The 20,091-nt window shown below is 71.6% G+C and carries 16 protein-coding genes; 5 read left to right on the forward strand and 11 right to left on the reverse strand.

Going from position 1 to position 20,091, the window contains the following annotated elements:
* The 5 genes from tkt to pgl all read left to right on the forward strand — a co-directional run bounded on the left by tkt (position 1) and on the right by pgl (position 6,798).
* Positions 1-2,097, forward strand: a complete 2,097-nt coding sequence (gene tkt / locus IF01_RS0120725; protein WP_030394960.1) for a transketolase — start codon at positions 1-3, stop codon at positions 2,095-2,097.
* 91 nt (positions 2,098-2,188) lie between these two features.
* Positions 2,189-3,328 carry a transaldolase gene (gene tal / locus IF01_RS0120730; protein WP_030394961.1) on the forward strand — a complete coding sequence of 380 codons (1,140 nt, stop codon included), beginning with the start codon at positions 2,189-2,191 and terminating at the stop codon, positions 3,326-3,328.
* Positions 3,329-3,395: 67 nt separating this feature from the next.
* Positions 3,396-4,943 carry a glucose-6-phosphate dehydrogenase gene (zwf, locus tag IF01_RS0120735; protein ID WP_030394962.1) on the forward strand — a complete coding sequence of 516 codons (1,548 nt, stop codon included), beginning with the start codon at positions 3,396-3,398 and terminating at the stop codon, positions 4,941-4,943.
* Positions 4,940-6,013, forward strand: coding sequence for a glucose-6-phosphate dehydrogenase assembly protein OpcA (opcA, locus tag IF01_RS0120740; protein ID WP_030394963.1), 1,074 nt, complete (start codon positions 4,940-4,942; stop codon positions 6,011-6,013). The genes zwf and opcA overlap by 4 nt, the downstream gene beginning before the upstream one ends.
* Positions 6,010-6,798: a 6-phosphogluconolactonase gene (pgl, locus tag IF01_RS0120745; RefSeq protein WP_030394964.1), complete on the forward strand. Its 789-nt coding sequence runs from the start codon at positions 6,010-6,012 to the stop codon at positions 6,796-6,798. The genes opcA and pgl overlap by 4 nt, the downstream gene beginning before the upstream one ends.
* A gap of 69 nt (positions 6,799-6,867) precedes the next feature.
* On the opposite strand, the gene IF01_RS0120750 is transcribed toward pgl, so the two are convergent.
* The 11 genes from IF01_RS0120750 to uvrA all read right to left on the reverse strand — a co-directional run bounded on the left by IF01_RS0120750 (position 6,868) and on the right by uvrA (position 19,997).
* On the reverse strand, positions 6,868-7,155 hold the full coding sequence (locus IF01_RS0120750; protein WP_030308030.1) for an RNA polymerase-binding protein RbpA: 288 nt from the start codon (positions 7,153-7,155) through the stop codon (positions 6,868-6,870).
* A 205-nt stretch (positions 7,156-7,360) separates the two neighbouring features.
* Positions 7,361-7,597: a preprotein translocase subunit SecG gene (secG, locus tag IF01_RS0120755; RefSeq protein ID WP_030394965.1), complete on the reverse strand. Its 237-nt coding sequence runs from the start codon at positions 7,595-7,597 to the stop codon at positions 7,361-7,363.
* An 87-nt stretch (positions 7,598-7,684) separates the two neighbouring features.
* Positions 7,685-8,470 (reverse strand): triose-phosphate isomerase, encoded by a 786-nt coding sequence (gene tpiA, locus IF01_RS0120760; protein WP_030394966.1) that lies wholly within the window; start codon positions 8,468-8,470, stop codon positions 7,685-7,687.
* A gap of 7 nt (positions 8,471-8,477) precedes the next feature.
* The gene (locus IF01_RS0120765) at positions 8,478-9,683 is read right to left on the reverse strand and encodes a phosphoglycerate kinase (protein ID WP_030394967.1); all 1,206 of its coding nucleotides are present in this window, start codon (positions 9,681-9,683) and stop codon (positions 8,478-8,480) included.
* Between the two features lie 151 nt (positions 9,684-9,834).
* A complete protein-coding gene (gene gap, locus IF01_RS0120770; RefSeq protein WP_030394968.1) occupies positions 9,835-10,839 on the reverse strand; it encodes a type I glyceraldehyde-3-phosphate dehydrogenase in 1,005 nt (334 codons plus the stop codon).
* Between the two features lie 334 nt (positions 10,840-11,173).
* Positions 11,174-12,154: a DNA-binding protein WhiA gene (gene whiA / locus IF01_RS0120775; protein ID WP_030394969.1), complete on the reverse strand. Its 981-nt coding sequence runs from the start codon at positions 12,152-12,154 to the stop codon at positions 11,174-11,176.
* Entirely contained in the window at positions 12,145-13,248 is a 1,104-nt protein-coding gene (locus tag IF01_RS0120780; RefSeq protein WP_094745610.1) for a gluconeogenesis factor YvcK family protein, read from the reverse strand. The genes whiA and IF01_RS0120780 overlap by 10 nt, the downstream gene beginning before the upstream one ends.
* A 93-nt stretch (positions 13,249-13,341) precedes the next feature.
* Entirely contained in the window at positions 13,342-14,253 is a 912-nt protein-coding gene (gene rapZ, locus IF01_RS0120785) for an RNase adapter RapZ (protein WP_369826124.1), read from the reverse strand.
* A 118-nt stretch (positions 14,254-14,371) separates the two neighbouring features.
* Positions 14,372-16,462 carry an excinuclease ABC subunit UvrC gene (gene uvrC, locus IF01_RS0120790; RefSeq protein WP_030394972.1) on the reverse strand — a complete coding sequence of 697 codons (2,091 nt, stop codon included), beginning with the start codon at positions 16,460-16,462 and terminating at the stop codon, positions 14,372-14,374.
* Between the two features lie 51 nt (positions 16,463-16,513).
* Entirely contained in the window at positions 16,514-16,948 is a 435-nt protein-coding gene (locus IF01_RS0120795) for a Rieske (2Fe-2S) protein (protein WP_030394973.1), read from the reverse strand.
* Between the two features lie 136 nt (positions 16,949-17,084).
* A complete protein-coding gene (gene uvrA / locus IF01_RS0120800) occupies positions 17,085-19,997 on the reverse strand; it encodes an excinuclease ABC subunit UvrA (RefSeq protein WP_030394974.1) in 2,913 nt (970 codons plus the stop codon).
* Positions 19,998-20,091 lie beyond the last annotated feature (94 nt).

Consider the following 20,091-nt stretch of genomic DNA (forward strand, 5'->3'; position numbering starts at 1 on the left):
GTGAGCACGACGCCGAATGCATTCGAGTGGTCGGACCTCGACGACCGGACCGTCGACACGGCCCGCGTCCTGGCGATGGACGCGGTTCAGAAGGTCGGCAACGGACACCCGGGGACGGCCATGTCGCTGGCCCCCGCCGCCTACCTGATCTTCCAGCGCTTCCTGCGCCACGACCCGACCGACCCGGCCTGGGCCGGCCGTGACCGGTTCGTCCTCTCCCCCGGGCACACCAGTCTGACGCTCTACACCCAGCTCTACTTCTCCGGCTACGGCCTGGAGCTCGACGACCTCAAGGCCTTCCGGGTCGCCGGCAGCCGCACCCCCGGTCACCCCGAGCACGGCCACACCGCCGGCGTCGAGACCACCACCGGCCCGCTCGGCCAGGGCATCGCCAACGCCGTGGGCATGGCGATGGCGGCCCGCTTCGAGCGCGGCCTGTTCGACCCGGACGCCGCGGCCGGCGAGTCGCCGTTCGACCACACCGTCTGGGCCATCGTCTCCGACGGCGACCTGGAGGAGGGCATCTCCGCCGAGGCCTCCTCGCTCGCCGGCCACCAGAAGCTCGGCAACCTGGTCGCGCTCTACGACGACAACCACATCTCGATCGAGGGCGACACCGAGACCGCGTTCTCCGAGGACGTCCTCAAGCGCTACGAGGCGTACGGCTGGCACGTCCAGCGCGTCGCCCCGAAGTCCAACGGCGACATCGACGTCGCCGCGCTCGCCGAGGCCCTCACCGCCGCCAAGGCCGAGACCTCCCGCCCGTCGATGATCGCTATGCGCACGATCATCGCCTGGCCGGCCCCGGACGCCCAGAACACCGCCAAGGCCCACGGCTCCGCGCTCGGCGGCGCCGAGATCGCCGCCACCAAGAAGGTCCTGGGCTTCGACCCGGAGAAGACCTTCGAGGTCAGCGACCAGGTCATCGAGCACGCCCGACTGGTCGTCCAGCGCGGCAAGGCCGTCCGCGGCGAGTGGGAGAAGTCCTTCGAGGCCTGGCGCGCCGCCAACCCGCACCGCGCCGCCGAGTTCGACCGCATCACGGCCGGCGAGCTGCCCGAGGGCTGGAAGAAGGCCGTCCCGGTCTTCGAGGCCGGCAAGGCCGTCGCCACCCGCAAGGCCAGCGGCGAGACCCTGAAGGCCCTCGGCGCGGTGATCCCGGAGCTGTGGGGCGGCTCGGCCGACCTCGCCGAGTCCAACCTCACCACCATCGACGAGGACAGCTCCTTCCTCCCCGAGGGCAACCCGCTGAAGTCGGCCAGCCCCTACGGCCGGACCATCCACTTCGGCATCCGCGAGCACGCCATGGGCTCCACCATGAACGGCATCGCGCTGCACGGGAAGACCCGCGTCTTCGGCGGCACCTTCCTGGTCTTCGCCGACTACATGCGCCCCGCCGTCCGCCTGGCCGCCCTGATGAAGCTGCCGGTCACCTACGTGTGGACGCACGACTCCATCGGCCTCGGCGAGGACGGCCCGACCCACCAGCCGGTCGAGCACCTGGCCTCGCTGCGCGCCATCCCGGGCCTGGCCATGGTCCGCCCGGCCGACGCCAACGAGACCGCCGTCGCCTGGCGCACCGTCCTGGAGCGCCAGACCACCCACCCCGGCCCGGTCGGCCTGGCCCTCACCCGCCAGAACGTCCCGACCTTCGACCGCACGGTGTACGGCTCCGCCGAGGGCACCGCGAAGGGCGGCTACATCCTGGCCGAGGCCTCCACCGGCAGCCCGCAGGTGATCCTGCTCGGCACCGGCTCCGAGGTCCAGCTGGCCGTCAAGGCCCGCGAGGTCCTGGAGGCCGAGGGCATCGCCACCCGCGTCGTCTCGGTCCCGTCCTTCGAGTGGTTCCAGGAGCAGGACCAGGCCTACCGCGACAGCGTGCTGCCGCCGTCGGTCAAGGCCCGCGTCTCGGTCGAGGCCGGCATCGCCCAGGGCTGGCGCGAGCTGGTCGGCGACCACGGCCGGATCGTCTCGCTGGAGCACTTCGGCGCCTCCGCCGACTACCAGGTGCTGTTCGAGGAGTTCGGCATCACCGCCGAGCGCGTCGTCGCCGAGGCCCACAACGCCCTCCGCTCGCTCGAGGCCGTCAACCGCTAGCGGCACCCGGGCCGGGGCGCCGACCGCACATCGGCGCCCCGGTCCGCCCCACACACCCCACAGCAGCAAAAGACGTAAGGACTGAAGCACCATGACCGACGCACTGAAGCGCCTCAGCGACGAAGGCGTGGCGATCTGGCTGGACGACCTCAGCCGCAAGCGGCTGAACAGCGGCAACCTCGCCGAGCTGGTGCAGCACAAGCACGTGGTGGGCGTGACCACCAACCCGACCATCTTCCAGAAGGCCATCGGCGGCGGCGACAGCTCCTACGACGGCCAGCTGAAGGACCTCGCCGTCCGCAAGGTGACCACGGACGAGGCCGTCCGCATGATCACCACCTCGGACGTCCGTGACGCCGCCGACGTGCTGCGCCCGGTCTACGACGCCTCCAACGGCCGCGACGGCCGGGTGTCGATCGAGGTCGACCCGCGCCTGGCCCACGAGACCGCCGCGACGGTGGCCGAGGCCAAGCAGCTGTGGTGGCTGGTCGACCGCCCGAACGTCTTCATCAAGATCCCCGCCACCAAGGCCGGCCTGCCCGCGATCGCCGAGGTCATCGGCAAGGGCATCAGCGTCAACGTCACGCTGATCTTCTCGCTGGAGCGCTACAAGGCCGTCATGGACGCCTACCTGACCGGCCTGGAGGCCGCCAAGGCCAAGGGCCTGGACCTCTCCCAGATCGAGTCGGTCGCCTCCTTCTTCGTGTCCCGCGTGGACACCGAGATCGACAAGCGCCTGGAGAAGGTCGGCGGCGAGGCCAAGGAGCTCCGCTCCAAGGCCGCGCTGGCCAACGCCCGCCTCGCCTACCAGGCGTACGAGGAGGTCTTCGGCAGCGTCGACGGCAAGAGCGCCGGCAGCGCCCGCTGGGTCGCCCTGGAGGCCGCCGGCGCCAAGCCGCAGCGTCCGCTCTGGGCCTCCACCGGCGTCAAGGACCCGGCGCTGCCGGACACCCTCTACGTCACCGAGCTGGTCGCACCCGGCACCGTGAACACGATGCCCGAGGCCACCCTGGACGCCACCGACGACCACGGCGTGGTCACCGGCGGCACCATCGTCCCCAACTACGCCGACGCCAAGGCCGTGATGGACGCCATCGCCGCCGCGGGCGTCGACTACGACGACGTCGTCCAGGTGCTGGAGGACGAGGGCGTCGAGAAGTTCGAGCAGTCCTGGAACGAGCTGCTCGACACCGTCACCGCCTCGCTCGCCTCCTTCGCCGACGAGAAGTGACCCCCTGCGAACGGCGCACGAAAGCGGAGCCCATCAAGTGAGCACTGACTTCCCCGAGTTGACCCCGGTGCAGGACGCGGACGACCTCCCGCCGGCACCCGTCAACCCGCTTCGCGACCCCTCGGACCGGCGGCTCCCGCGCATCGCGGGGCCGTCCGGCCTGGTCATCTTCGGGGTCACCGGCGACCTCTCCCGCAAGAAGCTCATGCCGGCCATCTACGACCTGGCCAACCGCGGCCTGCTGCCGCCGGGCTTCTCGCTCGTCGGCTTCGCCCGCCGCGAGTGGGAGGACGAGGACTTCGCCAAGGAGGTCCACGACGCGGTCAAGGAGCACGCCCGCACCCCCTTCCGCGAGGAGGTCTGGCAGCAGCTCGCCAAGGGCATGCGCTTCGTCCAGGGCGACTTCGGCGACGACGACGCCTTCGACAAGCTCCGCGAGACCATCGAGGAGCTGGACCAGGCACAGGGCACCGGCGGCAACTTCGCCTTCTACCTGTCCGTGCCGCCGAAGTTCTTCCCGACCGTCGTCCAGCAGCTCAAGAAGCACGGGCTGGCCGACCCGCCGAGCGGATCCTGGCGCCGCGCCGTCATCGAGAAGCCCTTCGGCCACAACCTGGAGTCCGCCCAGGAGCTGAACCGGATCGTCCACGAGGTCTTCCCCCGGGACGAGGTCTTCCGGATCGACCACTACCTGGGCAAGGAGACGGTCCAGAACATCCTGGCGCTCCGGTTCGCCAACCAGATGTTCGAGCCGATCTGGAACCGGTCGTACGTCGACCACGTGCAGATCACGATGGCCGAGGACATCGGCATCGGCGGCCGGGCCGGCTACTACGACGGCATCGGCTCCGCCCGTGACGTCATCCAGAACCACCTGCTCCAGCTGATGGCGCTCACCGCCATCGAGGAGCCGGCGTCCTTCCACCCGAAGGCGCTGGTGGCCGAGAAGCTCAAGGTGCTCAGCGCCGTCAAGCTCCCGACCGACCTGGGCGAGCACACCGTGCGCGCCCAGTACACGGCCGGCTGGCAGGGCGGCGAGGAGGTCGGCGGCTACCTCGACGAGGACGGCATCAACCCGGACTCCAAGACCGACACCTACGCGGCGATCAAGCTGGAGATCAACAACCGCCGCTGGGCCGGAGTGCCGTTCTACCTGCGCACCGGCAAGCGGCTGGGCCGCCGGGTCACCGAGATCGCGGTGGTCTTCCAGCGTGCCCCGTACCTGCCGTTCGACTCCTACGCGACCGAGGAGCTGGGGCAGAACGCCCTGGTCATCCGGGTGCAGCCGGACGAGGGCGTCACCGTGCGGTTCGGCTCCAAGGTGCCGGGCACCTCCTTCGAGGTCCGGGACGTCACGATGGACTTCGCCTACGGCGAGTCCTTCACCGAGTCCTCCCCGGAGGCGTACGAGCGGCTCATCCTCGATGTGCTGCTCGGCGACGCCAACCTCTTCCCGCGCCACCAGGAGGTCGAGCTCTCCTGGCAGATCCTCGACCCGATCGAGAAGTACTGGGACGCCCACGGCAAGCCCGCCGAGTACGCGGCCGGCACCTGGGGCCCGGCCGAGGCGGACGAGATGCTCGCACGAGACGGCAGGAGCTGGCGCCGGCCATGAAGACCGACCTCACGGACACCACGTCCAGCAAGATCAACGCAGCGCTCATGGAGGCGCGCCGGGCCAGTGGCTCGACGGCCGCCGGCATGGTGCTCACCCTGGTGATCGTGACCGACGAGGGCAGCGCCTACGACGCCCTCAGGGCCGCCAACGACGCCTCCCGCGAGCACCCCTCGCGCACCCTGGCGGTCATCAAGCGCGCCGGGCGCTCGCCCCGGGCCCGCGCCGAGACCCGTCTGGACGCCGAGATCCTGGTCGGCTCCGACGCCGGCTCCGGCGAGACGGTCGTCCTGCGCATGCACGGCGAACTCGCCGCGCACGCCCAGTCGGTCGTCCTGCCGCTGCTGCTGCCGGACGCCCCGGTCGTGGTCTGGTGGCCGGAGAACGCGCCGCTGCACCCGGCGCAGGACCCGCTCGGCGCGCTCGCCCAGCGCCGGATCACCGACGCGGTCACCGCCGAGTCCCCGGTCGGCCAGCTCGCCCAGCGGGCCCAGAGCTACACCCCGGGCGACACCGACCTGGCCTGGACCCGGATCACCGGCTGGCGCTCGATGCTGGCCGCCGCGCTGGACCAGCGGCCGTCCACGATCACCTCCGCGGTGGTCGAGGGCGAGTCGTACAACCCCAGCGTGGAGCTGCTCGGCCTGTGGCTGCACAACCGGCTGCACGTGCCGGTCGAGCGGGTCGTCACCAGCGGCCCGGGCATCACCGCGGTGCACCTGCGCACCACGGACGGGGACATCACCCTGGACCGCCCGGACGGCCTGCTGGGCACGCTCTCGATGCCCCGCTCGCCGGACCGCCAGGTGGCGCTCAAGCGGCGCGAGACCTCGGAGCTGATCGCCGAGGAGCTCCGCCGGCTCGACCCGGACGACATCTACGCGGTGGCCGTCCGCACCCCGGTGGAGCGGCTCAAGGAGCGGGACACCGCCGAGGTGGCGGCCGCGGCCGCCAGCGCCGCCGCGGCCGTCGACGAGGCCGTGGCCGAGGAGACCGCCGCCGCCACCGCCCCGGAGGCCGGGGCCCGCAAGGGCGCCGCCAAGCGCGGCGCCAAGAAGGCGGGCGCATGACCGCGGCCACCCCGCAGCTGGTCGTCCACCGGGACAAGGAGCTGATGGCCCAGGCGGCCGCGGCCCGGCTGATCACCCGGATCGTGGACGCCCAGGCCGCCCGCGGCGCCGCCTCGGTGGTGCTCACCGGCGGACGCAACGGCAACGCCCTGCTGGCCGCGATCGCCGCCTCCCCGGCGCGCGACGCGATCGACTGGGCGCGGCTGGACCTCTGGTGGGGCGACGAGCGGTTCCTGCCCTCCGGCGACCCGGAGCGCAACGCCGTCCAGGCCCGCGCCGAGCTGCTGGACGCCGTCCCGCTCGACCCGGCGCGGGTGCACGAGATGCCCGCCTCGGACGGCGTCGACGGCTCGGACGTGGACGCCGCGGCCGCCCGCTACGCCGAGGAGCTCGCGAAGGCGGCCGGTCCGGCCGACCGGCTGCGGGTCCCCGCCTTCGACGTGCTGCTGCTCGGCGTCGGCCCGGACACCCACGTCGCCTCGCTGTTCCCGGAGCACCCCGGGGTGCGGGAGACCGAGTTGACGGTGATCGGCGTGCGCGGCGCGCCGAAGCCCCCGCCGACCCGGATCTCGCTCACCCTGCCGGCGATCCGGGCCGCCCGCGAGGTCTGGCTGCTGGCGGCCGGCGAGGACAAGGCGGACGCGGTCGCGCTGGCCCTGTCCGGCCCGGGCGAGCTCCAGGCGCCCGCCTCCGGCGCGCACGGCACCGGCCGCACCCTGTGGCTGCTGGACCGCGCCGCCGCGGACCGGCTGCCGCCCCAGCTGTACCCCCCGGCCTCGGCCTGAGGCCAGGGGTCGTAGGGAACACCGAAGGGCGCCACCCGTCACGGGTGGCGCCCTTCGGTGTTCGCCTGCTCAGATCTCGCCGCGGAGCTTGGCCAGCGCCTCGGCGAGGATCGCCTCGCCGTCGGCGTCGGTGCGCCGCTCGCGCACGTACGCCAGGTGGGTCTTGTACGGCTCGTTGCGGGACGGGGCGGGCGGGTTGTGCTCGTCCTGCCCGGCCGGGAAGCCGCAGCGCGGGCAGTCCCAGGTGTCCGGGATGACCGCCTCGGCCGCGAAGCTCGGCCGGGTCTCGTGCTTGTTGGCACACCAGAAGGAGATCCGGTTGCGGGGGGCGGATTCGCCGCGCTCCGCCTCACCCATCGGGCCGGCTCCGACCCTGCTGCCACGGATGGCGTTGCCACTTGCCACGGTCTGACTCCCTGCGTGCTGGTGCGCCGACGCGCCGCGATGCGCGTCGGTGGCGAAAGTCGTCCTAGTGTAAGCAGGAGTTAAGGATGCGCCACCACCGGCTCCGCCCCGGACCCTTCCAGGATAGGCCGCGGGGCGACGGGGCGTCAGAGGTATGTCAGCTCTTGTACTTCAGGACCATGCTGAGTACGAACAGCGAGGCGAACCAGCCCAGACCGACCACGATCGTGATGCGGTCCAGGTTGCGCTCGGCGACCGCGGAGCCACCGCCGGTGGACATCGCGCCGCCACCGAACATGTCCGACAGGCCGCCGCCCTTTCCCTTGTGCAGCAGCACCAGGAGGATCATCAGCAGGCTGAAGACGATCAGGGCAATCGAGAACCCGAGAACCACGGCGGGACCAACTCTCTCGTATCTTCGGCGAAGGGGCCGGACCACGCCAGGTGGTCCGGCCCCAAAGCCTACGTTGCTGCGGCGGCGTTAGCCTACTGCCTGCTCACGGTACCGCACGATCTTGACGAACTCCTCGGCGTCCAGGGAGGCACCGCCGACCAGGCCGCCGTCGACGTCCGGCTTGGCCATCAGGCCGGCCGCGCTCGACGACTTGACCGAACCGCCGTACAGCACCCGGACCTTGTCCGCGAGCTCGGCGGAGTACAGCTCGGCGATCCGCGCGCGGATCGCGGCGCAGACCTCCTGGGCGTCCTCGGGGGTCGCCACCTCGCCGGTGCCGATCGCCCAGACCGGCTCGTAGGCGACGACCACGGACTCGGCCTGGTCGGCCGGGACGTCCTTCAGGCCGCCGTCGAGCTGGGCCAGGGTGTACTCGACGTGGGTGCCGGCCTTGCGGATCTCCAGCGGCTCACCGATGCACAGGATCGGGGTGATCCCGTTCCGGTAGGCGGCCTTGACCTTGGCGTTGACCAGCTCGTCGGTCTCGTTGTGGTACTCGCGGCGCTCGGAGTGCCCGATCACCGCGTAGGTGCACTTCAGCTTGGACAGCATCGGGCCGGAGATCTCGCCGGTGTAGGCGCCGCCGTCGTACTGCGAGATGTCCTGCGAGCCGAACTTGATCTTCAGCTTGTCGCCGTCGACCAGGGTCTGCACCGAACGCAGGTCGGTGAACGGCACGAGGACGGCCACCTCGACCGCCTCGTAGTCCTTGTCGGCCAGCGCGAAGGCCAGCTTCTGGGTGTGCTGGATGGCCTCGAGGTGGTTGAGGTTCATCTTCCAGTTGCCCGCCATCAGCGGGAGACGCTCAGTCATGCGTGATTCAGCCTTCCAGTGCGGCGAGACCGGGGAGGGTCTTGCCCTCCAGGTATTCGAGGCTCGCGCCACCGCCGGTCGAGATGTGTCCGAACTTCGTCTCGTCGAAGCCCAGGATGCGGACGGCCGCGGCGGAGTCGCCGCCACCGACCACGGTGAACCCGTCGCTGTCGATCAGGGCCTGGGTGACGGCCCGGGTGCCGTCGGCGAAGGCCGGGTGCTCGAAGACGCCCATCGGGCCGTTCCAGAACACCGTCTTCGCGTCGGCCAGCTTCTCCGCGAACAGCGCGCCGGAGCGGGGGCCGATGTCCAGGCCCAGCGTGCCCGCCGGAATGGCGTCGTCGGCGACGACGGCGAAATCCTCGACCGGCGCCTGCGTCTTGACGTCCGGGAACGACCCGGCGACCGCGACGTCCACCGGCAGCACGAACTCGACGCCGTTCTCCTCACCGCGCTTGAGGTAGTCCAGCACCGTCGGGATCTGGTCCTCCTGCAGCAGCGAGCTGCCGACCTCGTAGCCCTTGGCCTTGAGGAAGGTGAACGCCATGCCGCCGCCGATCAGGATGCGGTCGGCCTTGCCGAGCAGGTTGTCGATCACGCCGACCTTGTCGGAGACCTTGGAGCCGCCGAGCACCACCACGTACGGGCGCTCGACCTCCTCGGTGAGGCGCTTGAGGACGCCGACCTCGGTGGCGATCAGGTCGCCGACCGCGTGCGGCAGGCGGGCCGGCAGGTCGAACACCGAGGCGTGCTTGCGGTGCACCGCACCGAAGCCGTCACCGACGTAGAGGTCGGCGAGGCCGGCCAGCTCGTCGGCGAAGGCGCCGCGCTCGGCATCGTCCTTGCTGGTCTCACCGGCGTTGAAGCGCAGGTTCTCGAGCAGCGTGACCTCGCCGTCGGCCAGGGCGGCGACGGTGGCCTTCGCGCTCTCGCCCACGGTGTCGGTCGCGAACGCGACCGGCCTGCCGAGGATCTCGCCGAGGCGGGCGGCCACCGGCGCGAGGGAGAACTGCGGGTCCGGCTCGCCCTTGGGGCGGCCGAGGTGGGAGGCGACGACGACCTTCGCCCCGCGCTCGACGAGCTTGGCGATGGTCGGGGCGACGGCGCGGATCCGGCCGTCGTCGGTGATCGTGCCGCCGGACAGCGGGACGTTCAGGTCCGCGCGCACGAACACGCGCCGGCCGGCGACGTCCAGATCTTCGATGGTCTTCACGGTCTTCGGTCTCCTGGCGAGATGGTGGAGCAGGCGACGGCACAACAGCGGGCCGTCAAAGGGGAGTTGAGGGTGCGCAGACGGAGGGCCCGGTCGGCTTCGCACATGCCTTCCGGGCCCTCCCCCCTACTTCACGTCAGCTCCCGCTGCGTCAGAGCCCGGCACCGACGAGGGTGGTCAGGTTGACGAGGCGGTTCGAGTAGCCCCACTCGTTGTCGTACCAGCCGAAGACCTTGACCTGGTTGCCCTGGACCATGGTCATCAGCGAGTCGAAGATCGTGGAGAACGGCGAGTTCACGATGTCGGAGGAGACGATCGGGTCCTCGGTGTACTGCAGGATGCCCTTGAGGGTGGTCTCGGAGGCCTTCTGGAAAGCCTCGTTGACCTCGGCGACGGTGACGTCGCGCTCCAGGGTGACCACCAGGTCGGTGATCGAGCCGGTCGGGACCGGGACGCGCAGCGAGGTGCCGTCCAGCTTGCCCTTGAGCTCCGGGAGGACCAGGGCGGTGGCCTTGGCGGCACCCGTCGAGGTCGGGATGATGTTGAGGGCCGCGGCGCGGGCGCGACGCAGGTCCTTGTGCGGGAAGTCCAGGGTGACCTGGTCGTTGGTGTACGCGTGCACCGTGGTCATCAGACCCTTGACGATGCCGAAGTTCTCGTTCAGCACCTTGGCCAGCGGCGCCACACAGTTGGTGGTGCAGGAGGCGTTGGAGATGACGGTGTGCTTGGCACCGTCGTACTTCTCGTCGTTGACGCCCATGACGATGGTGATGTCCTCGTCGGTGGCGGGCGCCGAGATGATGACCTTCTTCGCGCCGGCCGTGACGTGCTTCTTCGCCGCCTCGGCCTTGGTGAAGATGCCGGTCGACTCGATGACGATGTCGACACCCAGCTCGCCCCAGGGGAGGTTGGCCGGGTCGCGCTCGGCGATGACCTTGAAGGTCGTGCCGTCGACCGTGATGCTGTCCGCGGTGTGGGACACCTCGCCCGGGAAGGTGCCCAGGATCGAGTCGTACTTGAGCAGGTGCGCCAGGGTCTTGGTGTCGGTCAGGTCATTGACGCCGACGATCTCGATGTCCGCGCCCTGGGACTTAACCGCACGGAAGAAGTTGCGGCCGATGCGGCCGAATCCGTTGATGCCTACCCGGATCGTCACGAACCGATCTCCTCGTTAGGTACGCCGGACGCTATGCCGACGGGGTGGAATTTTGGGATGTCCCCGACCGCCTATGACCCTACCCCTCCGAGGCCGGGTGGAGCACATCAGGCGAATGCGCAACCCCTGGCGTGGCGCGTGTTCCCACCGATTTCGGGCCGTCCGGCCTTGCCCGTCCGGGCAGTTGGTCCCGACCCGCGCGAGGGCCGCCGCAACGGCCCGTTCCAACCCCCGGACACGACTGCGCCGGTGCCCGCGTTGGCGGGCACCGGCGCAGAGATCATCTCCGGGTGCGATCGTCAAGACCCCGGCCGGATCCGGTCGGCGGGAGGCGTCAGCTGAGCGCCATCTCGTCGGTGAGGTTGGCCTCGGTGCTCGGCAGTCCGAGCTCGGAGGCGCGCTTGTCGGCCATCGCCAGCAGTCGGCGGATCCGGCCGGCCACCGCGTCCTTGGTCAGCGGCGGGTCGGCGAGCGCGCCCAGCTCCTCCAGCGAGGCCTGCTTGTGCTGCATCCGCAGCTGGCCGGCGGCGGCCAGGTGCTCGGGCACCTCCTCGCCGAGGATCTCCAGCGCGCGGGCCACCCGGGCGCCGGCCGCGACCGCGGCCCGGGCCGAGCGGCGCAGGTTGGCGTCGTCGAAGTTGGCCAGCCGGTTGGCGGTGGCCCGCACCTCGCGCCGCATCCGGCGCTCCTCCCAGGCCAGCACCGACTCGTGCGCGCCGAGCCGGGTGAGCAGCGCGCCGATCGCGTCGCCGTCGCGGATCACCACCCGGTCCACGCCGCGCACCTCGCGGGCCTTGGCGGGGATGCCGAGCCGGCGGGCGGCGCCGACCAGGGCGAGGGCGGCCTCCGAACCGGGACAGGTGATCTCCAGCGAGGACGAGCGGCCGGGCTCGGTGAGCGAGCCGTGGGCCAGGAAGGCGCCGCGCCAGGCCGCCTCGGCGTCGCAGGTGGCGCCGGAGACGACGGCCGGGGGCAGACCGCGGATCGGGCGACCTCGGCCGTCCACGAGCCCGGTCTGGCGGGCGAGCAGCTCGCCGTCCTTGACCACCCGGACCACGTAGCGGCTGCCGCGCCGCAGGCCGCCGGGGGCCATCACGACCAGGTCCGAGGAGTGTCCGAAGATCTCCAGCAGGTCCTTGCGCAGGCGCCGGGCGGCGGCTCCGGTGTCGAGCTCCGCCTCGATCACGATGCGGCCGCTCACGATGTGCAGCCCGCCCGCGAAACGCAGGATCGCCGACACCTCCGCCTTGCGGCAGCAGGCCCGGGTGACCGGGAGCCGGCTGATTTCGTCCTTCACCGCTGGAGTCATCGCCATGGCCCGATCCTTCCATGTGTCCGGAAAATCCGGTCGTACGCGGCCGCCAAGAGCTCCGGGTCGTGTCGCGGCGTGCCGTCGGTACGGGCGACCCGCCCGAGCACCAGTGCGGCTCCCATTCGCTCGGCCGCCTTCTCCAGGCCGGCCAGGTCGGCCTGGCCGAAGGCACCGCCGGTGACGGCGCGCTCGTCCACCAGGATCGCATCCACCGCGAGCGCGGGGGCGTGGTCGGCGATGACATCCAGATGACGCTGCGGGGTGAAGCCCTCGGTCTCGCCGGGCTGCGGGGCGAGGTTCAGGGTGAGCAGGCGGCGGGCGCGGGTCTCCACCAGGGCCTTGACCAGCTCGGGCACCAGCAGGTGCGGCAGCACGCTGGTGAACCAGGAGCCGGGGCCCAGGACGACCCAGTCCGCCTCCCGGACCGCGGTGACCGCCTCCGGCACGGCGGGCGGCTCGTCCGGAACGAGCCGGACGGACTGCACGGTGCCGGGAGTGACCGCCACGCTGGCCTGGCCGCGGACGGCGCCCAGCTCGGTGGGGAAGGCCGGGTCGTGCCCCCGGACTATCGCCTCGATGTCCAGCGGGACCGCCGACATCGGCAGCACCCGCCCCTGGACGTTGAGCAGCCGGCCGACCCAGTCCAGGGCCGCCACCGGGTCCCCGAGCTTCTCCCAGAGCGCGACGATCAGCAGGTTGCCGACCGCGTGGCCGCCCAGCTCGCCGGTGCCGGTGAAGCGCTGCTGGATCACCTCGGACCAGGTCCGGCCCCAGTCGTCGTCGCCGCAGAGCGCGGCGAGCGCCTTGCGGAGGTCGCCGGGGGGCAGCACTCCGAGCTCCTCGCGGAGCCGGCCGCTGGAGCCGCCGTCGTCGGCGACGGTCACCACCGCGGTGAGGTCGGTGGTGAGCCGGCGCAGCGCGGAGAGCGAGGCCGACAGGCCCTGGCCGCCGCCGAGCGCGGTGATCCGCGGGGCCTGACTGCTCCTGGGGGCCTGGTGGGGACGGGCCGGGCCGGTGCGGGCCGCCCCGGTGCGGGATCGGCCGGTCACGATCGACCTGGCCGTGGTCCCGCTCCGGTCGGCGGTCTTGTTCTGCAGCTGCCGCCCGGGCACGTATCCCGTCACACCTACCTCGCGTTCCTCTTGCCGGGCCGCCGACCTCCACCGGCGGCCCGGCAGGGGGTGCGGCGGCTACTCCCGTCCCATGTCACGGTGGACGAGCACCGTTTCCACACCGTCCGCGATCAGACGCTTCGTCAGCCGCTCGGACATCGCGACGCTGCGGTGCTTGCCACCGGTGCAGCCTACGGCAAGGGTCATGTAACGCTTCCCCTCGCGGCGATAGCCCTCGGTGACAATGCGCAGCAGCTCGGCGTAGCCGTTGAGGAACTCGTTGGCCCCGGGCTGCTGGAACACGTAGTCGGCGACGTCCGCGTCGGTGCCGGTCCTGGCCCGCAGCTCGGGCACCCAGTGCGGGTTCGGCAGGAAGCGGCAGTCCACCACGAGGTCGGCGTCGACCGGCAGGCCGTACTTGAAGCCGAAGGACATCACGGTGGCGCGCAGCTCGGGCTCGTCGTGGTCGGCGAACTGGGCGTCGAGCTTGGCCCGCAGCTGGTGGACGTTGAGGTTGGAGGTGTCGATCACCAGGTCGGCCTCGCCGCGGAGCTCGCGCAGCAGCTCGCGCTCCTGGGCGATGCCGTCGACGATCCGGCCGTCGCCCTGGAGCGGGTGCGGGCGGCGCACGCTCTCGAAGCGGCGGACCAGGGCGTCGTCGGAGGAGTCGAGGAAGACGACGCGCAGCCGCACGCCGCGCTTCTCCAGCTCGTCCAGCGAGGTCAGCAGGTCGTCGAAGAACTGCCGGCCGCGGACGTCCACCACGGCGCCGATCCGGGCGACGTTGCCCTGGGAGCGGGCTCCGAGGTCGACCATGGTCGGGATGAGGGCCGGCGGCAGGTTGTCCACCACGAACCAGCCCAGGTCCTCCAGGCACTTGGCGGCGGTGGAGCGGCCCGCCCCGGACATGCCGGAGATGATCACCAGCTCCGGGGTGTTCTCGCCGCCGGCCTCCGGCCGGGCGGTGCCCCCGTAATCGGACACGGTCACTTCGGTTCCCCGCTCTCGGTGGTTCTGCTGTGGAGAACGCGCGTCGCGCGGGCATGCTTCCCGGCGCCACTCGGACGAGTGGGCGCGGGGCACGCCGGCTGACGGGCGGCGTCGGCCGTCATGGCGTCTCCTGGATGGGTGCGGTCTCGGGCGCCGCGGGCGCCGGCTCGTCGGCGTCGTCCTCGATGATCTCGCCCGTGGCGGTGTTCACGGCTGGTGCGGCAGGTGTACGGGACGACAACGCCGCCGCAACGGTCTCCGCCGTCCGCCGGCCGATGCCGGGGACCGCGCAGAGTTCGTCGACGGTGGCCGCCCGGAGCTTCTTGAGCGAGCCGAAGTGCTTGAGCAGCGCCTGACGGCGAGTCTCGCCGAGGCCGGGGACGGAGTCCAGTTCTCCGGCGGTGAGTCGCTTGGAACGCTTGCCGCGCTGGTAGCCGATGGCGAAGCGGTGGGCCTCGTCGCGGACCCGCTGGAGCAGGTAGAGGCCCTCGCTGCTGCGCGGGAGCACCACCGGGTCGTCCTCGCCGGGCAGCCAGACCTCCTCCAGGCGCTTGGCCAGGCCGCACAGCGCGATGTCGTCGATGCCGAGTTCGTCCAGGGCCCGCTGGGCGGCGGCGACCTGGGGCTGTCCGCCGTCGACGACCAGCAGCTGCGGCGGGTAGGCGAAGCGCCGGGGGCGGCCGTCCTCGGCGCGGGTGTCGACGCCGGTGCCGGTGCCGTCGACACCGGCACCGGTGCCGTCCGCGGCGTCCTCGGGGCCCTCCTCGGGGACGGCCCACTCGCCGGTGCGCTCGCGCTCCTGGAGGTAGCGGCGGAACCTGCGGCTGATCACCTCGTGCATCGAGCGGACGTCGTCCTGGCCCTCGAAGCCCTTGATCTCGAAGCGGCGGTACTCGCTCTTGCGGGCCAGGCCGTCCTCGAAGACCACCATCGAGGCGACCACGTCCTCGCCCTGGAGGTGGGAGATGTCGAAGCACTCGATCCGCAGCGGGACGCTGTCCAGCTCCAGCGCGTCGGTGATCTCCTGCAGGGCGCGGCTGCGGGTGGTGAGGTCGGAGGCGCGCTTGGTCTTGTGCAGCGCCAGCGCCTGCTGGGCGTTGCGCTGCACGGTGGCCATGAGGTCCTTCTTGTCGCCGCGCTGGGGGATGCGCAGGTCCACCTGGGCGCCGCGCAGCCCGCCCAGCCACTCCCGCACCGGCTCGACCGGGTCGGGCAGCGCGGGGACGAGCACCTCGCGCGGGACGGCCTCGCCGCGGTCCTCGGCGCCGCCGCCGACGCCGCCGTAGAGCTGCTGGAGGGCGTGCTCGACCAGGCCGGCGGTGTCGACGTCCTCGACCTTGTCGGTGACCCAGCCGCGCTGGCCCCGGACCCGGCCGCCGCGGACGTGGAAGATCTGGACGGCCGCCTCGAGTTCGTCCTCGGCGACGGCCAGCAGGTCGGCGTCGGTCGCGTCGGCGAGCACGATGGCGTTCTTCTCCATGGCCCGCTTGAGGGCGCCGATGTCGTCGCGCAGCCGGGCGGCCTTCTCGTACTCCAGGTCGGCGGCGGCCTCCTGCATCTCGGTCTCCAGCCGGCGCAGGTAGTTGCCGGTGCGCCCGGCCATGAAGTCGCAGAAGTCCTCGGCCAGCGCCCGGTGGTCCTCCGGCGTGATCCGGCCCACGCAGGGCGCGGCGCACTTGCCGATGTAGCCGAGCAGGCAGGGGCGGCCGACCTGGGCGGCGCGCTTGAAGACGCCGTTGGAGCAGGTGCGGACGGGGAAGACGCGCAGCAGCAGGTCGACGGTCTCGCGGATCGCCCAGGCGTGGCCGTAGGGGCCGAAGTAGCGCACGCCCTTGCGGTGCGCGCCGCGCATCACCTGGACCCGCGGGAACTCCTCGTTGAGGGTGACCGCGAGTTCCGGATAGCTCTTGTCGTCCCGGTACTTGACGTTGAACCGGGGGTCGAACTCCTTGATCCAGGAGTACTCCAGCTGGAGCGCCTCGACCTCGGTGGCGACGACGGTCCACTCCACCGAGGCGGCGGTGGTGACCATGGTCGCGGTGCGCGGGTGGAGTCCGGCGAGGTCCTGGAAGTAGGAGGACAGCCGGGGCCGGAGGCTCTTGGCCTTGCCTACGTAGATGACCCGCCCGTGGGCGTCGCGGAACTTGTAGACACCGGGCGAGGTCGGGATCGCACCCGGCGCCGGACGGTAGGTGGACGGGTCAGCCATGGGTCCACCGTACCGACTCGGGCCGGGGGCGCGTGCGGGAGATCAACTGCTTCAGCGCGGGGTCACCTTGAGGTTGCCGCCCTCGACCACCACGTCGTACGCGGGCAGCGGGGTCGGGGCCGGGCCGTCCTGCACGGCGCCGTCGGTGATGCCGAACATGCTGCCGTGACAGGGGCATTGGATCTTCTGGTTCTTGACCTGGTCGACGATGCAGCCGGCGTGGGTGCACTTGGCGCTGAACGCCTTGTACTGGCCCTCGGCGGGCTGGGTGACGACGATCTTCTTCTCGCGGAAGACGGTGCCGCCGCCGACCGGGACGCCGGAGGCCGGGCCGAGGTCGACCGGGGTCTTGGCGGCGGAGTCGGAGCCGGAGGAGGTCGAGGCGCAGCCGGTGACGGCGACGGTGCCGCCGGCGGCGAGGACGGCCGCGGCCCCGCAGAGCAGGGTGCGGCGGGAGGGGGCGGGACTCTCGGGGGCCTCGGACATGAGGGTGCTCCTGGTTTCGGCGGCGGCGTTCGGCGGCGGCTTCGCGGCTGCGGGCCGCCCGGAATTCTATGCGGCGCGCCTCCGCCCGCCCCCGGGGTGCCGGGGGCGGGCGGAGGCGGGCGGCGAGGCCCGTCCGCTACTTGCGCGCCGCCGCGGCGCGCTTGCGGGGGGTCTTGGCCTTGGTCGGCGCGGCCGGGGCCTCCTCGAAGCCGCCCGGCAGGATGTCCCGGAGGAACTTGCCGGTGTGGCTCTCGGAGACGGCCGCGATCTCCTCGGGGGTGCCCTCGGCGACCACGGAGCCGCCGCCGGAGCCTCCCTCGGGGCCCATGTCGACGATCCAGTCCGCGGTCTTGATGACGTCGAGGTTGTGCTCGATGACGATGACCGTGTTGCCCTTGTCCACCAGGCCGGAGAGCACCTTGATCAGCTTGCTGATGTCCTCGAAGTGGAGGCCGGTGGTGGGCTCGTCCAGCACGTAGACCGTCCGGCCGGTGGAGCGCTTCTGCAGCTCGGAGGCGAGCTTCACCCGCTGGGCCTCGCCGCCGGAGAGGGTCGGCGCGGACTGGCCGAGCCGGACGTAGCCGAGGCCGACGTCGTTGAGCGTGCGCAGGTGCCGGGCGATCGCCGGGACGGCCTCGAAGAAGTCGAGCGCCTCCTCGATCGGCATGTCCAGCACCTCGGCGATGGAGCGGCCCTTGTAGTGGACCTCCAGCGTCTCCCGGTTGTAGCGGGCGCCGTGGCAGACCTCGCACGGGACGTAGACGTCCGGCAGGAAGTTCATCTCGATCTTGATGGTGCCGTCGCCGGAGCAGTTCTCGCAGCGGCCGCCCTTGACGTTGAACGAGAACCGGCCGGGCAGGTAGCCGCGGACCTTGGCCTCCTGGGTCTCCGCGAACAGCCGCCGGACGTGGTCGAAGACGCCGGTGTAGGTGGCCGGGTTGGAGCGCGGGGTGCGGCCGATCGGCGACTGGTCGACGTGCACCACCTTGTCCACCAGGTCGGTGCCGGTGATCCGGGTGTGCCGGCCGGGCACCGTGCGGGCGCCGTTCAGCTCCCGGGCGAGGTGGGTGTAGAGGATGTCGTTGACCAGGGTGGACTTGCCCGAGCCGGAGACACCGGTGATCGCGGTGAAGGTGCCGAGCGGGAAGCCGACCGTGACGTCCTTGAGGTTGTGCTCGCGGGCGCCGTGCACGGTGAGCTGGCGCTTCTTGTCCCGGGCGCGGCGGGCGGCCGGGATCGGGATGCTCCGCTTGCCGGACAGGTACTGGCCGGTGAGGGACTCCTTGTTGGCGAGCAGCTGCTTCAGCGAGCCGGAGTGCACCACCTTGCCGCCGTGCTCGCCGGCGCCGGGGCCGATGTCGACCACCCAGTCGGCCATCTTGATGGTGTCCTCGTCGTGCTCGACGACGATCAGGGTGTTCCCGATGTCGCGGAGCCGGACCAGGGTCTCGATCAGCCGGTGGTTGTCGCGCTGGTGCAGGCCGATCGACGGCTCGTCCAGCACGTAGAGCACGCCGACCAGGCCGGAGCCGATCTGGGTGGCGAGCCGGATCCGCTGGGCCTCGCCGCCGGAGAGGGTGCCGGCCGCGCGGTCCAGCGAGAGGTAGTCCAGGCCGACGTCGACCAGGAAGCGCAGCCGCTCGTTGACCTCCTTGAGGACCCGCTCGGCGATCTGCTTGTCCCGGGCGTTCAGCTTCATCGCGCCGAGGAAGTCGGAGCAGTCGCTGATCGACATCGAGGAGACGTCCGCGATCGAGCGGCCCTCGACGGTGACCGCCAGCACCACCGGCTTGAGCCGGCTGCCCTGGCAGGTCGGGCAGGGCACCTCGCGCATGTAGCCCTCGAAGCGCTCCCGGCTGGAGTCGCTCTCGGCCTCCTGGTGGCGGCGCTGGATGAAGGGCACCGCGCCCTCGAAGCCGGTGGTGTAGGAGCGGTCGCGCCCGTAGCGGTTGCGGTAGCGGACCTCGACCTGGTGCTTGTGGCCGTACAGCAGCGCCTTCTTGGCGCGGGCCGGGAGCCCGGCCCAGGGGATGTCGGTACGGAAGCCCAGCTCGCCGGAGAGGGCGTCGATCAGCCGCTGGAAGTACTCCTTGGTGTGGCCGCCGGACCAGGGGTGGATGGCGCCCTCGTCCAGCGAGCGCTCGTCGTCGGGCACCACCAGCTCCGGGTCCACCTCCATCCGGTTGCCGAGGCCGGAGCAGTCCGGGCAGGCGCCGAACGGCGAGTTGAAGGAGAACGAGCGCGGCTCCAGCTCCTCGAACGACACGTCGTCGTACGGGCAGTAGAGGTGCTCGGAGTACATCCGCTCGCGCTCGGGGTCGTCCTCCGGGAGGTCGACGAAGTCGAGCACGACCATGCCGCCGCTCAGCCGCAGGGCCGTCTCCACCGAGTCGGTCAGCCGGCGCTTGGCGCTGTCCTTGACGGTGAGGCGGTCGACGACCACCTCGACGGTGTGCTTCTCCTGCTTCTTCAGCTTGGGCGGCTCGGCGAGCTGGACCGTCTCGCCGTCCACCCGGGCCCGGGCGTAGCCCTTGGACTGGAGGTCGGCGAAGAGGTCGGCGAACTCGCCCTTGCGCTCGCGCACCACCGGGCTGAGGACCTGGAAGCGGGTGCCCTCGGCGAGCTCCAGCACCTTGTCGACGATGGCCTGCGGGGACTGCTTGGCGATCGGGCGGCCGCAGTGCGGGCAGTGCGGCTTGCCGATCCGGGCGAACAGCAGCCGCAGGTAGTCGTAGACCTCGGTGATGGTGCCGACGGTCGAGCGGGGGTTGCGGTTGGTGGACTTCTGGTCGATCGAGACGGCCGGGGAGAGGCCCTCGATGAAGTCGACGTCCGGCTTGTCCATCTGGCCCAGGAACTGCCGGGCGTAGGAGGACAGCGACTCGACGTAGCGGCGCTGGCCCTCCGCGAAGATGGTGTCGAAGGCCAGCGAGGACTTGCCGGAGCCGGAGAGGCCCGTGAAGACGATGAGGGAGTCGCGGGGCAGGTCGAGCGAGACGTTCTTGAGGTTGTGCTCGCGAGCACCGCGCACAATGAGGCGGTCGGCCACTGCTTCTGGCGCCTTTCTCCGGGGCGAGAGGGCTGGGTTTCGAGGGGTGTACTTCTTCCAGGATGCGGCAGCCAGCCTACTAGCTCACGCGTTC

The organism is Kitasatospora purpeofusca (assembly GCF_000718025.1).
Taxonomy (GTDB): domain Bacteria; phylum Actinomycetota; class Actinomycetes; order Streptomycetales; family Streptomycetaceae; genus Kitasatospora; species Kitasatospora purpeofusca.

What these genes read in the sequence shown, in the direction of transcription:
- tal (WP_030394961.1), top strand. Translation starts at nt 2,189, where the DNA reads ATGACCGACGCACTGAAGCGCCTCAGCGACGAAGGCGTGGCGATCTGG.
- opcA (WP_030394963.1), top strand. Translation starts at nt 4,940, where the DNA reads ATGAAGACCGACCTCACGGACACCACGTCCAGCAAGATCAACGCAGCG.
- pgl (WP_030394964.1), top strand. Translation starts at nt 6,010, where the DNA reads ATGACCGCGGCCACCCCGCAGCTGGTCGTCCACCGGGACAAGGAGCTG.
- IF01_RS0120750 (WP_030308030.1), bottom strand. Translation starts at nt 7,155, where the DNA reads ATGGGTGAGGCGGAGCGCGGCGAATCCGCCCCCCGCAACCGGATCTCC.
- tpiA (WP_030394966.1), bottom strand. Translation starts at nt 8,470, where the DNA reads ATGACTGAGCGTCTCCCGCTGATGGCGGGCAACTGGAAGATGAACCTC.
- whiA (WP_030394969.1), bottom strand. Translation starts at nt 12,154, where the DNA reads ATGGCGATGACTCCAGCGGTGAAGGACGAAATCAGCCGGCTCCCGGTC.
- uvrC (WP_030394972.1), bottom strand. Translation starts at nt 16,462, where the DNA reads ATGGCTGACCCGTCCACCTACCGTCCGGCGCCGGGTGCGATCCCGACC.
- IF01_RS0120795 (WP_030394973.1), bottom strand. Translation starts at nt 16,948, where the DNA reads ATGTCCGAGGCCCCCGAGAGTCCCGCCCCCTCCCGCCGCACCCTGCTC.